General features: G+C 65.8%; 11 protein-coding genes. 6 read left to right on the top strand and 5 right to left on the bottom strand.

The window, feature by feature from the left end; translation table 11 throughout:
- Positions 1-20: 20 nt before the first annotated feature.
- Positions 21-1,331 (bottom strand): glycosyltransferase, encoded by a 1,311-nt coding sequence (locus tag D187_RS32310; protein ID WP_020918422.1) that lies wholly within the window; start codon positions 1,329-1,331, stop codon positions 21-23.
- Positions 1,332-1,558: 227 nt separating this feature from the next.
- On the opposite strand from D187_RS32310, the gene D187_RS32305 reads away from it, so the two are divergent.
- A complete protein-coding gene (locus D187_RS32305; protein WP_002627930.1) occupies positions 1,559-2,131 on the top strand; it encodes a TetR/AcrR family transcriptional regulator in 573 nt (190 codons plus the stop codon).
- A gap of 66 nt (positions 2,132-2,197) precedes the next feature.
- Here D187_RS32305 and D187_RS32300 read toward each other — a convergent pair whose 3' ends face one another.
- The 3 genes from D187_RS32300 to D187_RS32290 are packed head-to-tail and all read right to left on the bottom strand — an operon-like array spanning position 2,198 to position 7,380.
- The gene (locus D187_RS32300) at positions 2,198-3,607 is read right to left on the bottom strand and encodes a family 2B encapsulin nanocompartment shell protein (RefSeq protein WP_002627928.1); all 1,410 of its coding nucleotides are present in this window, start codon (positions 3,605-3,607) and stop codon (positions 2,198-2,200) included.
- 41 nt (positions 3,608-3,648) lie between these two features.
- A complete protein-coding gene (locus tag D187_RS32295; protein ID WP_002627926.1) occupies positions 3,649-5,061 on the bottom strand; it encodes a family 2B encapsulin nanocompartment shell protein in 1,413 nt (470 codons plus the stop codon).
- Between the two features lie 3 nt (positions 5,062-5,064).
- Positions 5,065-7,380, bottom strand: coding sequence for a family 2 encapsulin nanocompartment cargo protein terpene cyclase (locus tag D187_RS32290; RefSeq protein WP_043432513.1), 2,316 nt, complete (start codon positions 7,378-7,380; stop codon positions 5,065-5,067).
- Between the two features lie 375 nt (positions 7,381-7,755).
- On the opposite strand from D187_RS32290, the gene D187_RS32285 reads away from it, so the two are divergent.
- Positions 7,756-7,974, top strand: coding sequence for a hypothetical protein (locus D187_RS32285; protein ID WP_043432511.1), 219 nt, complete (start codon positions 7,756-7,758; stop codon positions 7,972-7,974).
- A 50-nt stretch (positions 7,975-8,024) separates the two neighbouring features.
- Here the strand turns inward: D187_RS32285 and D187_RS32280 are convergent, their stop codons facing one another.
- A complete protein-coding gene (locus tag D187_RS32280; RefSeq protein WP_002627921.1) occupies positions 8,025-8,786 on the bottom strand; it encodes an SDR family oxidoreductase in 762 nt (253 codons plus the stop codon).
- 188 nt (positions 8,787-8,974) lie between these two features.
- Here D187_RS32280 and D187_RS32275 point away from each other — a divergent pair, with 188 nt between their 5' ends.
- The 4 genes from D187_RS32275 (at position 8,975) to D187_RS32260 (ending at position 14,353) form a co-directional block, all read left to right on the top strand.
- On the top strand, positions 8,975-10,462 hold the full coding sequence (locus D187_RS32275) for a hypothetical protein (protein WP_043432508.1): 1,488 nt from the start codon (positions 8,975-8,977) through the stop codon (positions 10,460-10,462).
- A 336-nt stretch (positions 10,463-10,798) separates the two neighbouring features.
- Entirely contained in the window at positions 10,799-11,284 is a 486-nt protein-coding gene (locus D187_RS50685) for a hypothetical protein (protein ID WP_002627919.1), read from the top strand.
- Positions 11,285-11,318: 34 nt separating this feature from the next.
- Positions 11,319-12,233, top strand: coding sequence for a fructokinase (gene mak, locus D187_RS32265; RefSeq protein WP_002627918.1), 915 nt, complete (start codon positions 11,319-11,321; stop codon positions 12,231-12,233).
- Between the two features lie 1,538 nt (positions 12,234-13,771).
- A complete protein-coding gene (locus tag D187_RS32260) occupies positions 13,772-14,353 on the top strand; it encodes a hypothetical protein (RefSeq protein ID WP_043432506.1) in 582 nt (193 codons plus the stop codon).
- Positions 14,354-14,479 lie beyond the last annotated feature (126 nt).

Below are 14,479 nucleotides of genomic sequence, written 5' to 3'. Positions count from 1 at the left end.
GTCCAGGGAGAGGGGCAGCGTTAGGCCGCGGTGGCGCGGGCCTTGACGTCCACCTTGCCCTCGAAGGCGATCTTCTCGAGCGCCTGCGCGGCGACCTGCTCGCTCTTGAGTTGCTTGATGTCCGCGGAGATCTTCTTCATGCGGTTGCGGATGCCCTCGTCCGCCAGGAGCTTCTGGAGTTCGGCGCGGATCGTCTCGGGCGTCGCCTTGTCCAGGGGCAGGTAGCGCCCGAGCCCCGCGCGCTCCACCAGCGCCGCGTTCAACAACTGGTCGCCGAAGAGAGGAATGACCAGCAGGGGCAGCCCGTAGGTCAGCGCGCGTCCCACCGTGCCCCATCCGCCGTGGGTGACGAGCGCACGGGCCTGGGGGAACACCTCGTCGTGGGGGACGTAGCGCTCGATGCGGATATGGGAACCGAGTCCGGAGGGGATGTCCTGGGCGCCCGCGGACGTGGCGAGCACGGGGACGTTCATCGGCGCGACGGCCTCCAGCACGCGCCGGAACAGGCCGTTGTCCCCAGGAGTCGTCGTCGTGCTGATGACCACCGTGCCGGGCTCCATGCGCACTGCCTCTCGCGGCGGTTGGTTCTTGGAGGGCACGTTGAAGGTCGTCGGCCCGGCGAAGAGCTGACGGTCGCGCAGCGGGATGTCCCCGGCCAGGCCCTGGGGACCCATGACGATGTGGAGTCGGGGGGAGATCATTCCCTGGACCATGTCCGCTGCCCGGCCGGTATAGGGGGGCAGTCCGAGCTTCGCTCTTGGCTCACGCAGGGAGAACAACTGGCCGAGCAGCCCGTGCGCCAGCGCGGGGATCCGGCTGATGTGCCGCATCTTCGGCTGCACGCTGAACATCAGTGGCAGCTCGTCCCGGTTGACGGTGCTGCCCATGTTTCCGGCGCTCACGAAGGGGATGCCGGCGCGCTCCGCGGCCCAGGCCGCGCCCACCTCGAAGAAGTCGTAGACCACGCAGTCCACCTGCTCCCGCCGCAGGACGGGCTCGAGCTCCATCGCGAGCTGGACGTTGTTCGCCAGGATGAGGCGGCGGACGTGCGCGAAGCCGAACGGAATCGTCGGCATCCAGGCCGGCAGGCTGGCGTGGGGAGTGAGAGTCGCGAAGTCCTGGAGATCAATAATGTGCTCGTAGGGCAGGAGTTCCGCGCCAGCGGCCTTCACCTCGGCCGCCATGTTGGCCTTCGCCTTGAACAGCACCCGGTGGCCGCGGGAGGTGAGCTGCTGCGCGAGATCGAGGACACGCAGGAAGTGTCCCGGCGCGGTCGTGCTCGTCAGCAGGAACGTCGCGGGCTTTCGGGAAGCATCAGTCGTCGAGGTCATGCTCGTTCCGTCTTGGAATCAGGGGGAGGGAGGAATCGCGCGTTGTACGCGATAAACCGCAACTTCTAGTTGCGATGGATATAGACTCCCCGCTGGCGCATCGCAACAGGAAGTTGCGATGTTCCAATCTCTTGGAAACCAGGGTTGCTGGAGGTGGAGCGGTGTGGTGCAGTGGTCGCCGAGTGAGCGGTCAAGTGGGAGCAAAACGAAAAGCTTGCAAGAAGCGAATGCTCGTGCGCGGAGAGCCCGTGGTGCGAGGCATTCTCGAGGCCACGCGCGAGGAGCTCGCCTCCGTCGGCTACGGGGCGCTGCGCATCGAGGACGTGGCCGCGCGGGCCGGGGTCAACAAGACCACCATCTACCGGCGCTGGCCAACGAAGCAGGAACTGGTGGCGGTGGCGCTCCGGTCGGTCACCGCCGAGCGGGTCGTCCCTCCGAACACGGGCTCGCTCCGGGGCGATCTGCTCGGGATCGGGCGCCACATGGCCATGGTCATGGGTTCAGCGGAAGGGCAGGCGCTCCGGCGCATCCTCATCGCCGAGGAGCGCAACCCGGAGTTCACGGACATCGCCCAGCAGCTGCGCGAATCGATGGATGCCTTGCCGCTGCCCGTCATCGAGGCCGCGAGGGCCCGGGGCGAGTTCGTGCCAGGCTTCGACAGCATGCTGCTCTTCAAGACCCTCGCGGGGGCGCTCCAGCATCGGCTCTTCATGGAGCGCCAGGACGTCGACGAGGGCTTTCTCGTCCAGTTGGCCGATCTGCTCCTGCTGGGCGCACTGGCGCCCGACAGGAGGAAGTGAGGGACGCGTCAGCGGACGTGGGGGGAGAACGCGGGGAGGGCTCCCGCGTCCGCCCGGTGGTCGCGGTCAGCGCCCGAGCTGGACGTTCTCGAGGACTCCGAGCGCGTCGGGCACGAGGGGGGCCACCGAGTAGTAGGCGCTGACGAGATAGGAGGTAATCGCCTTGTCGTTGACTTCCATGCGCCGGGCCGAGAGGCCAGGTTGGATCTCGTCCGGGATGCCGGTCTCGTGCAGGCCGACGACGCCTTGATCGTCCACGCCCGTGCGCATCACGATGATGGAGCTGGTGCGCTCCTTGGTGATGGGAATCTTGTCGCAGGGCAGGAGGGGAACACCGCGCCAGCCGATGACCGGTCTGCCCTGCACCTCGACGCATGTCGGGTAGATGCCGCGGCGGTTGCACTCCTGGCTGAACGCGGCGATGGTGCGCGGGTGGGCCAGGAGGTAGCGAGACTTCCTGCGCCGGCTGATCAGCTCGTCCAGATCGTCCGGAGTGGGAGGCCCGCTGCGCGGATTGATGCGCTGCTTGAGGTCGGCGTTGTGCAGCAGCCCGAACTCCCGGTTGTTGATCATCTCGTATTCCTGCCGCTCGCGGATGGCCTCGACGGTCAACCGGAGCTGTTCCGCCACCTGGTTCATCGGATCGTTGAACAGATCCGACACGCGGGTGTGCACCCGGAGGATGGTCTGGGCCACGCTCAGCTCGTACTCGCGGGGCTTGATCTCGTAGTCGACGAACGTCTGGGGAAGTGTCGGCTCGCCGTGGTGGCCCGCGGACAGCTCGATGGCGGCCTGCCCCTGCTTGTCCTGGGGCTTCCTCAAGCGCGCCTTGTAGCGCTCGACGTGCGCGTGCAGCGCGGGGGACTGCATGATCACCCCCTCGAACAGCCGCTGCGGCAGCATCAGCACGATGCAGGAGGTGAGCGCCTTGACCGTGAAGGGCCACCGGTCGTTCGACTCCACCACGGCCTGATCCCCGAAGTGGTCGCCGTCGGCCAGTGAATCGAGGATGACCTGATCGCCATACTTGCCCGCGCCCAGCTTGTGGGCCTTGCCATGGGCGAGCAGGATCACATGCTCGGCGGGCTGGCCCGCCTCGACGATGAGCTCACCGGCCTTGAACTCCTTCTGGACGAACTGGTTCGCCAGGGCCCTCAGCACCAGGTTGTCGACGTCCGCGAAGCCGTGCAGCAGCGGCAGCTTGTTCAGCTCCTGGGGATGGAGCTCCACCTTGGCGCCGATGTTGCTGAATTCGAGGCGGTCATCACTCGCCGTATAGGTCAACCGGCGGTTGACGCGATACACGCCGGACACCTCGACCCAGGGCAGTATCCGCAGCAGCCACCGGGGAGTGATTTCCTCCATCTGTGGCTGTGACTTGGTCGTCGTCGTCAACTGGCGGGCAGCGGCCGTCGCCAGACTCAACTGATGCTGTTCCGCGTCGCTACCGCCCGCTGGATTCGTCGTATTCGCCATGAGGTGTCCCTTGGATCGTGTCTGAGCTGTGGGTGAGTCGCCTACTCGTGGGCACGGCCGAGTTCGACGCTCTCCAGGATGCCCAGCGCGTCGGGGACCAGCACGGCGGCGGAGAAGTAGGTGCTGACGAGATAGGAGATGATCGCCTTCTCGTTGATGCCCATGAACCGGACATTGAAGCTGGGCTCGATCTCGTCCGGGATGCCCGCCTGATGCAGGCCGACGACGCCCTGGTTCTTCTCACCCGCGCGCATCAGGAGGATGGAGCTGGTCCGCGTCTCGCTGATGGGGATCTTGTTGCTCGTGAACATGGGGATGCCGCGCCAGGCGGGGACCATGTTGCCGCCCACGTCGATGCTGGTCGGGTAGATGCCCCGGCGGCTGCACTCCTGACCGAACGCGGCGATGGCACGCGGGTGGGCCAGGAAGAACGAGGGCTCCTTCCAGACCGTCGCGAGCAGCTCGTCCATGTCGTCGGGCGTCGGAGGCCCGCCGCGGGTGTGGATGCGCTGCTTGAGATCCGCGTTGTGCAGCAGTCCGAACTCCCGGTTGTTGATGAGCTCGTGTTCCTTGCGCTCCTTGAGCGCCTCGACGGTCAGACGCAACTGCTGCTCGGTCTGGTTCATCGGGTCGTTGAACAGGTCGGCGACACGGGTATGGATCTGGAGCACGGTCTGGGCCACGCTCAGCTCGTACTCGCGGGGATGGGTCTCGTAGTCGACGAACGTCCCGGGCAGCGTCGGCTCGCCGTGGTGGCCCGCGGCCAGCTCGATGGCGGCCTCGCCCGTCTTGTCCGTCTTCTTCTTCCTCAGGGCCTTGAAGCCCTCGACGTGCTTCTGGAGCGACGGAGACAGGGCGAGCACCGACTCGAAGTCGGACTGCTTGAGGATCAGCACCGTGCAGGCGGTGACGGCCCTGGTCGTGAACTGCCAGTAGTCCTGCGACTCCAGCAGCACCTCGTAGCTGTAGTGGTCGCCATCCGCCAGCGTCTCGAGCACGGTGTCATCGCCGTACTTGCCCTTGCCAATCTTGTTCACCTTGCCGTGGGCGATGAGGCAGATGGAGTCGGCCTCCTTGCCGGCCTCGGTGATCACCTGACCGGGCTTGAACTCCTTCTGCTCGAAGCGGTTGGCCAGGGCGGTCAGTACCTCGTTGTCCTCGAAGCCGCGCAGCAACGGCAGCTCACGGAGTTCCTGGGGAATGACCTGGACCTTCGCACCGGTGTTGAAGAAGGTCACCCGGCCGTCGCCCACGGTGTAGCTCATGCGGCGGTTGAGACGGAACGTGCCGCCCGAGACCTGCACCCACGGCAGCAGCTTCAGCAGCCACCGGGACGAGATTCCCTGCATCTGCGGAACGGACTTGGTCGTCGTCGTCAGCTGGCGCGCCGCGAGCGTCGCGAGGCTCAACTGCTGCTTTTCCTCTTCACCACCCGGCTTCACTGGATTCGTCATGGCCTACCTCTTCCTCTCAAGCTGGAGAACAGCGTCCTTCTCACGGTTGTCGATGCTGGACCGGGTGCCGCCGAACAGCGAGGCGATGCGCGCGGCGGACATCCCCAGGCCCGTGGGGCGAAGGGAGGGCTGACCGGGCTTCCGGGTGTTTTTCAATTCGAATTCCTTGTAGCGATCCACGGCCTGATGCCAACGGAGCACGCCGGCCATGTACTGCTGCATTCTCTTGACGTAGCCGCGCAGTTTCTCCCGGGCGCTCGCGTCCAGGCCGAAGTTGTCGGCGAGGGCCGGCAGTTCCATGGCGACGGTGTGCTCGAACTGCTGCATCCGGGCCGTCATCAGCTTGTTGACGACCTCGACGGCTCCCGCCTTGTCGAGGTCGAGGAAGCGCTGGATGACGAGCACGCCGTTGTTGAGTTCACCCTCGAACTCGAGCTCCTTCTGATAGGAGAAGACGTCGTTGGTCAGGCAGGCGTAGTCGGCGACCGAGTTCTCGAGTCCCCGTATCGGCCGGGAGTAGAACACCTCGGGGGGGAGTTCGTCGCCCAGGGACAGCCGGGAGAGGTTCATGGTGAGATCCGCGCCAAACGTCTTCCGGCGCATCTCCACGTAGTCGACCGGATCCGGGATGCGGTTCTGCGTCTGATTGGCGAGCTCCCACAGCCAGCTCCCGGTCATGTCCTGGAGGGCCTGGCGCAAGAGATTCCGCGCGCTCGGGGTCATGAGGCTGGCCGTCCGCGCCCACAGGTCGGCCAGACCTCGCTCCACCGGGTTGGTGGGAACCGTGGTCATTGTGGAGGGATCGTCCGGCATGAAGGCCTTCAACCGGGCGTTGAAGAGCTTCGCGCCGGCCATGTCGCGGGTGTTGCCGAAGAGCGCCGGGAAGTAGTCGTCGGCGTAGGTTCCCCAGACGAGCCAGCCCGCCGTCAGGTTGAGCTCGGAGCCGGACGCCGCCGGATGGATCAGCGCTCCGCAGAGGGCCACGTCCGCGACATCGAACTTGTGATCATCCCAGATGTAGACACCGGGAACGCCGGGCAGGGAATCCAGCATCCCCATCCGGCGAGCCCACGCCTTGGAATCTCTCCGCGCGGCATCCAGGTGGGCGTTCACGCTCGTCGTGTACGGCATGTAGAACTGGGGCAGCGTCACCGGACCCACGGGCTTGTAGGGCACGTGGGTGAAGCTCTTGAATCGCCCCAAGCCCAGGGTGCCGGGCAACCGCGCCAGACGCGCCGCCGAGGTCCCCAGGCCCGTCGGGCCGAGCGGAAAGGCGGCCGCCGCCGAACTCTCGCCACCACGGTTCATGTAGCGGCTCGAGCGCATGTGCCACTCGTGGCCGCCGGATTGCCAGTCCTGGAGCCCCCGGATGTAGACGAGCACGCTGGCGCGCTCGTCCGGGGTCAGGCCGTACTCCTCGAACAGGGAGGGAAGTTCCGTCACGGCGGTGTTCTCGAACTGCTGGAGCCGGGACGTCAGGATGTCATTGGTCAGGTTGGCGGCGCGTTGTGTATCGACGTCGAGAAAGCGCTCCATCACCAGGACGCAATTGGACAGCTCTCCTTCCTCGAGGATCTCCCGCTCGTAGGAGAAGAGATCGTTGCGCAGGTGCACGCCATCCGCGAACGTGTCCTTGAGCACGCGCATGGGCCGGGTGTCCGCGATCCGGGCGGGAACCTCGACGAAGACGGCGTGCTCGACGAGATCCGCCGACCAGGGCGCGCCCCCCACCTTGCGGCGCATCTCGATGTACTCAATGGGGTTGGCGACGCGGTGCTCACTGATGTTGGACAGCTCCCACGTCGACTCCTCGAGCAGGGCCTTGGTGCTCTCGAAGAAGCGCTTGCGCCATTCCGGGGATTTGGTGGGGACCGTCCGGTTCCAGAGGTCCAGCAGACCCCGCTCCACCGCGTTGGTCGGCTCCGGCGGAGTGGCGGAGAGGTCCACCGGCATGAACGAGGGCAGCCGGTCGAGATATTTCTTCGCGCCTACCTGATCCTGGGGGCGTTTGTAGACCTCGAGGAAGTGATCGTCGAAGAAGAAAACCCAGACATACCAATCCGTGACCAGGTCGAGTTCCGGACCTGGCGCTTCCGGGTGGGTATACGCGCAGAGCAGGGCATAGTCATGGGCGTCGAACTTCGCCTCGGTCCAGATCTCCGGTTTGGCCTCCTCCTTGGGAGGATCCAGGATGCCCATCGCTCGTGCCCAGGCCTTGGAATGTGTCCGGGCTCCCTCGAGGTTGGGATTCAGGCGTGCCGGCCAGGGGACATAGAACGCGGGCAGCTCAAAGGGTTGTTTCCTGTGTTCTTCAGCCATGTGCTGCCCCCTGTTTGACATTCAACAACTGTAGGGTGGGAGTCACGAGGCCACAAATTCTTGAACTCCGATTTGATTTCTCGAGACGATCTGGATGCGGTGTCGGCACGAGCCGCATGAACAGCAAGGGCCGTGCCCGGATACGCTTTGTCTCCAGGATGTGACGGTGGGGTGTCAGATGCCCCGTGGAGAGAACCAGGTGCCGGGCTGACATGTCCGCTGGCGTGTCAACCGACACGTCAATCGGCATCGGCTCTTCATGGCGCGCCAGGAGAGCGACGAGGGGGGGCAGGGGACTTTGTCGGAGCCAGCCCGCCGCCATCATGTAGGCTGTCTCCCTGCCGGGTCTCGAGACCCGCGAACCCAGGAGGCGACATGAAGAAGATGGTGAAGAGTGCATCCCTCGTCGTGACCATGTTGATGGCGGCCAGCGTGGGCGCCTTGGCTTCGACGTGGACGTCCCAGGACTCCGAGTTTGCCTCGGGGTACTGCACCGTGGATTGTTCGCAGTGCTCGAGTACCCTGGACTGCACGCGCCGGGGCGCGGGGTCGTGCACGCAGATCCGGGCCTGTTTCAATCCCTCCCAGGAGTAGATGGAAGGCAGGGGCCAGGGAGCACGGTGGCAGGGGCTCCCTGGCGACCCTCAGACGGCCGTGGCGCCGCCGTCCACCGGCAGCGCGATGCCCGTGGTGAAGCCCGCCGTATCACTGCACAGGTAGAGCACCGCCGCGGCGATCTCCTCCACCTTGCCCACCCGGCCGATCGGATGCACGGTCTTGGCATACTCGGCCTTGCGCGGCTCGGCCTCGATGGCGCGGCGATACATATCGGTGTCGATCACCGCCGGGCAGACCGCGTTGATGCGCACGTTCTTCTTCGCGTACTCGACCGCGGCGGATTTGGTCAGACCGATCACCGCGTGCTTGGACGCGGAGTAGATGCCCATCTTCGGTGCCGCGCCCAGTCCGGCGACGGAGGCCGTGTTGACGATCGCGCCGCCGCCCTGGGCGAGCATCAGGGGAATTTCATACTTCATGCACAGCCAGACACCCTTGACGTTCACGCCCATGATGGCGTCGAACTCGGACTCCTGGGCATCGGCCAGCTTGGTCTTCTCGATGTCGATGCCGGCGTTGTTGAAGGCGTAGTCCAGACGCCCATAGGCGGCCTGGGTGCCCTCGATCAGCGCGCGGACCTCGGCTTCCCGGGTGACGTCGCAGCGGATGAAGCGGGCCTCGCCGCCGGCCGCGCGGATCTGCGCGACGGTGCCCTCACCGCCGGCCGCGTCGACATCGGAGACCACCACCTTGAGACCCTCCCGGGCGAAGGCCAGGGCCGTGGCGCGGCCAATGCCGGCGGCCGCGCCGGTGACCAGGGCGACCTGGCCGGAAAGTGAACGACTCATGCGACACTCCTCATGGATTGAATAATGGGATGCGCGCGCACTCTATCCCGCGCCGCGCGGCGGCGAAGCTTGTTCAAGCGGCCTCGCCCGTTGGTCCTCCGCGAAGCAAGACCCTCTGGTTCCTACCCATGTCACGTTCCTCTCACCCTTTATCTTTACACCTACTCTCAGTGGCCATCTGGACGCTCGTGCTCACGTCCGCCTGCCGTTCCGAACCGGAGCCCGCTCCCGGGGAGGCGAGCCTCGTTCGTGCCTTCGGGCAGGGCACGCTGGCGCATCGGGCGACGCCCCGTGAGGGCTACGCCGGGCTCAAGCTGCGCGCGAGTGGAGAGCGCACGTACGTGTTGGAGATCACCCGTCGCCCGGACTCCACGGAGTCCCGCCGCTTCGTGGCCTATGGGGAGTCGGAGCAGGTGCTCTGGCGGCTCGATGAGCAGCCCCAGGAGCGCTTCACCGACTTCACCGTGCATCCCTCCGGAGACGTGTCCCTCGGAGTCGAGCGCACGGCGGATGCCCGGGAGACCTATGACCTCGTGCGCCTGTCGGCCGAGGGCACGGTGCGGGTGCGGCAGCCGGTGCCCCGGGCCGAGACCCTGCCCGCGTCCGACCTGGTCGGGCTTCCCACGGCTCCCTTCCTCATGCGGTCCGAGCCGACGGCTGGGCTCGTGGACAAGTGGCTGCCGTGGCTGCGACTCGAGGCGCGCGGGGAGGATGTGGTCCTCGCGTTCCTCACGTTCGTGGACGTGCCCGACGGAGACTTCGGCTATCAAAAACTGGTCTCCGGGGTGATGGCGGCGCGGTGGTCGGGCGAGCACTATGGGGAGGAGTGGACGCGCGTCGTCGACTCGGAACATGCCCTGCTGCAGGTGTCCTGGGAGTACGACGAGTTCCACTGGCGGGATGCGGCGACACAGCCCCTGCTCGCCGTGAGTCCGGAAGGCCGGGTGGTGGTGGGAAGGGGCCTGGGGGCGGGGCGTTGCGGCGCCCTCGCGCGGGTCTTCCAGGAAATCTCGAGCCAGGAGTGCTCCCGTCTGAAGCGGGGGACGCCGCATCGGTACGTGCCCTTCGCCTACACCGCGTTCTCGCCCACGGGGGCACGCGAGGGCACCCGGGTCCTCGCACCGGAAGAGATGGAGGAGTTCCTCGTGTTCGACATGGCCCTGCGGGGCGGCGAGCTCGCGCTCGGGGGAACCGCCTCCGTGCGCCCACGGGACGACGAGAACCTGCCCTATTACCCCCCCGCGCCCGGCGAGCCGGCCCTCATGGTTCCCTACGATGGTTACGTGGCGGTGGTCGACGTGGCCACGGGTGCGCTCCGCTCCACGCGCGCGCTCGATGTCTCCGAGGGCCGGGGAGACCATGTCGCGGCGTTGCGCTGGACGGAGGAGGGGCTGCTCGCCGTGGGGGCGACGGGCTGGGACCGGTGGAACAGTGGCATGAGCGTCTCGCGCGCCGCCGAGCCCTTCCTGGCGCTCATTCCGGAGGACGGCGGCCAGGTGCTGAGCCGGCGCCTGTCCACCGGAAGTCCGGACCGGCACTTCCACCTGCTGGGTGTGGAGGTGAGGGGAGACACGGTGCTGGCGGTGGGGCTCGCGGACGCGCCCATGACCCACTCGGGAGACGGGGGGCGCACGGACCTGATGACCTTTGGTGGTCTCCGGGTGGACCTGCGCTGACTGCCCGAGCGGGAAGCGGCTCCGCCGTCCACCACCCGGGCGGGCGACGGGCCGTTCCCACTCGTGCTGAGGCTCGCGAGGGCGGGCGCCACGACCCCACGCTCCCCAGGTCAACCCGCCCCGTGCTCACGGCCACCTCCGCACCCCACACCGCATCCCGTGTCTTTCGTGGCGAGTCTCATCCGGATGGATGGGGCTCGGGCGCGTTGTGACGATTTCCGGTGCGATGCCTTCAATGGCCGGCGAGCGGGCGGTCTCGTCACACTTCGGAAAGGACTCCTCCCTCTCTGTCGCGGCCCCCGGGCCGCACCCTGCTGGCCTTGAAGGAGGAGCACCATGCAAGCCGTATCCGTACACGCCCAGCCAGAAACACCCCTCGAGCCCCTCACGCCCAACGACTTCGAGCTGGAGGGCTGGGACGCGTCGGTCCATTTCTCGATGACCAGCTTCACGGGGGAGCCGCGGTTCGACTACCAGGACTGCCGCCGGAAGGTGAACGTGAGGGGAGAGGAGATTCGTCAGGTGGAGACGGAGCTCGGCACGCTGGTGACCGTGACACTCGAGCCGGAGGCCGACGCGGGCGAGCTCCTCTTCACGGTGCTGATTCCGAGGACCCGCATGGATGGTCCGGAGCGCAGGGTGTTGGTCGAGACGCAGGGCTTCCTCACCCGCGGCCGTCATCCGCGAGGCCCCGCCGCCGATGGCCAGCTCCAGACGTACATCCCCCTCCCGCTGCGCGGCTGGGCGATCTCCTTCGATTTCCGAGCGGGGACGCGCTCGTCATGCATTCCTCCGTGGGTGATAAGAACGGGTCCGCCTTGAAGTCACGGCATCCACCTGCCCCGGGAGACAGGACGTGCGCATTGGCATCGACCTCGGCGGAACCAAGATCGAGGCCCTCGCCCTCGCCGATGACGGGCGCGAGCTGGGGCGCCACCGGGTGCCCACGCCGCGTGACGATTACGAGGGAATCCTCCAGACCATCGCCGGGCTGTGCGCGCGCCTGGAGCAGCAGACGGGCCAGCGCGGCAGCGTGGGCGTGGGCATTCCGGGCACCCTCTCCTCGCGAACGGGGCGGGTGAAGAACGCCAACTCGGTGTGGTTGAACGGGCGTCCCCTGGACCAGGATCTCGCCCGGGTGCTGGGCCGTCCCGTCCGGCTGGCCAATGACGCCAACTGTCTGGCGGTGTCCGAGGCGAGCGATGGGGCCGCTTCCGGTCAGGCGGTGGTGTTCGCCGCCATCCTGGGCACGGGGACGGGGGCGGGCGTGGCACTCGGCGGGCGCCCGCACGAGGGCCGCAACGGCGTGGGGGGCGAGTGGGGCCACAACCCGCTGCCCTGGGCGACGCCGGAGGAGACTCCCGGCCCGGAGTGCTACTGCGGCAAGCGGGGCTGCCTCGAGACGTGGGTGTCCGGCACGGGCCTCGAGAATGACTTCGCGCGGCTCACGGGGACCCGCCTCCGGGGGCCGGACATCGCCGCGCGCGCCGAGGCCGGTGAGCCCGCCGCGCTCACCACGCTCGAGCGCTACGCGGACCGGCTGGCGCGCGGCCTCGCCCACGTCATCGACATCCTGGACCCGGACGTCATCGTGCTCGGCGGAGGCATGTCCAATGTCGCCGCCCTGTACCGGCTGGTGCCAGAGCAGTTGCCTCGCTGGGTTTTTGGGGGAGAGGTCGACACGCCCCTGCGCCCCGCGTTGCACGGCGACTCGAGTGGCGTGCGCGGCGCCGCCTGGCTGTGGCGGCCCGGTGAGGCGGCTGGCTCGTAGGCCTCGCCTCGGGTGATGAAAGAGAAACCCAACGCTCGCATGAGCGCTTGCTTGGTATGCACACGTGGAAACAGGCATAGCACCCGCCAGACCGTTCAAAGGCAAGTTGAGGGTGGACGGCGCGCCTGAAGGTCATGCATGCTGCGAGTGTTGTTGATGTGACTTCTCGTGTGTTCCGAATAAAGGAAATGGTGGCGCATGAGTCTCAAGGGTTTTCTCGCGGGCAGTGTTGGCGCGGTCGTTCTCCTCGGACCCCAGCTTTCGTATGCTTGGCCTCTGGACGCGGCTCAACGCGGGTGGGTCGACTTGATTGATACTCACACGTACCCGGGTCCCATCGCCGGGCCAACGACGACGCTAGGCTTTCATGGATGGGCCTGCGTTCGTCCAGGTCTGAATGACTATGGCGTGCTTCCGACGAGTGTCGCCATCTACTATGCGACGAGCCTCAATGGTCCCCGTACCAGGTTGGCTGTTCTCCCGGTCTCCCAGGTCAAGACTCGTGCCGATGTCTATGCTGCTGGCTCTTGCGCAGGCTACGACACGGGCTTCTCGGTATGGGTCGAGAAGCCCGTGAGCACCCAGGCGTATTATTTCGTCAGTTACCTGGGTCCGTATGGAGAGACCAAACTGGAAGGCCAGTCCTACTTCTGAGAGGGTGTTGAAGTGGAGCAGTCAGGCGATGCGCCGGAGCATGAGGTCAATCATTCCGAGTTGGATGAAGACTTCGGACGGGTACTCACATCCTCCGCCGTACGTTCAGACCGGACCAATGGACGTCGGCACGCACGGATCATCTTCGCCATCAATTCGTGCTGACATCATCCTACATTCCTCCGTTCAATTCTTGAACGGAGGAATCCTCCTGCCGTAAGAGGTGGGCATGCGTTTTCAAGCGAGCAGCGCAGCCGGTATGCGGACGGAGCCGAGTCCGAAAGAGCCGGTAGCTCGGGCCCCGAGGATCACCTACATCTGTATCGCAGCATTCAAGCCCAATCACCGGACTGTTGCCGCGGCCTTGCGCTTACGATGGAGCGGCGCGGCAGTCGCGTCCAAACGGCTTGCGCAACTGACCGCATTTCTACCCTTGGCCCTTCTGTCTTTTGGGTGCGCGTCAGCCGTAACAGGTAGGATAGAACCCGCGCACTTCCAATTTACCACGATTGTACCGCACACAGAACCCGGCGAGGGCGGATGGCGCGCGGCGTGTGTTCACGCGCAGATCACCAACGGAGATACAAGGGAGCCATACTCTTGCATCATCGGCGTTGAGATGCCAATTGAAAGCAGGGGCGGCCCCATATCCACCCCCCTTGCCCAGCGCATCGCGGCGGACTGCGCCAATGACGCCGCATATTCCGTACTCTCCGCGATGACCGAGCCACCCCCGCCACCACTCTACACCCTGTGTAGGAGTGTCAGAGCCGCATATGACTTGAGGCTTCGTGCCGCCGTTCCAGGCTCTCGAGTAAGGTCTACTTGCGACCCCAGGGCGAAACCAGTTGTTTTTGGCGTTCCAGCACCTGGACATTGATTGAATGGCCTCCATGACTCCTTCAAAAGAAGACCTGATTGCCATCGTCCGGAGATATTATGAGTCCAGTAACGACTTTCTTTCGACGGCCGAGACGGGCCCGGAGACAAAGCGGCGTCAAGCACTGTGGACTCAGATGATTGAGAACATGGGCCCCTGGAAGGCATTCAGAGCCGAGTTGAGGCGCGTGCTTCCTGACTTCAACATCGGGGAGACGGGCTCAACGGATGATGGCGGACTCCGCTGCATGGTCTACCCGCTAAAGGATTTAGAGCCGCCGGCATCCAACTGGGCTGTTGTGGGCTGTGTGAGTATATTGGCGCCCGTTTATTTCGTGTACGGCGTGCAGTATGATTATATCGAGAGTCATTTGCGGAATCATGAAGCCAGCTTCGAACAGCCTCCGCCCGATATGTCCTGGCCAGCTCAGGTGGTCGCCAGGACGATCGAGAAGATGTTTGGCTTCAGCGCGGTTTCTCGCGAGATCGCGGAAACGCCCGTGCCTCTCTTCGCCGGATTGATCGAGCCTCCAGAAACCACGCTCTTCCATACGCTTTTCACGAACGCGCCAAGTAGCATCCCGTGACACGACGTTACCTGGGGACAGAGGGGAGAGGAGTCGGGATCAGTGCTTTCGTGCCACGTCTGCCCCAGGTGTCCTGATCCGTTCGGTTGCTCCTTCCAATGTGACCTTCCGTGTCACCTTTCCCTG

The sequence above is a fragment of the Cystobacter fuscus DSM 2262 genome (assembly GCF_000335475.2).
Classification (GTDB): Bacteria; Myxococcota; Myxococcia; order Myxococcales; family Myxococcaceae; genus Cystobacter; species Cystobacter fuscus.
The sequence above is the reverse complement of the archived record's forward strand: the minus strand, read 5'-3'. Positions and strand labels throughout refer to the sequence as shown.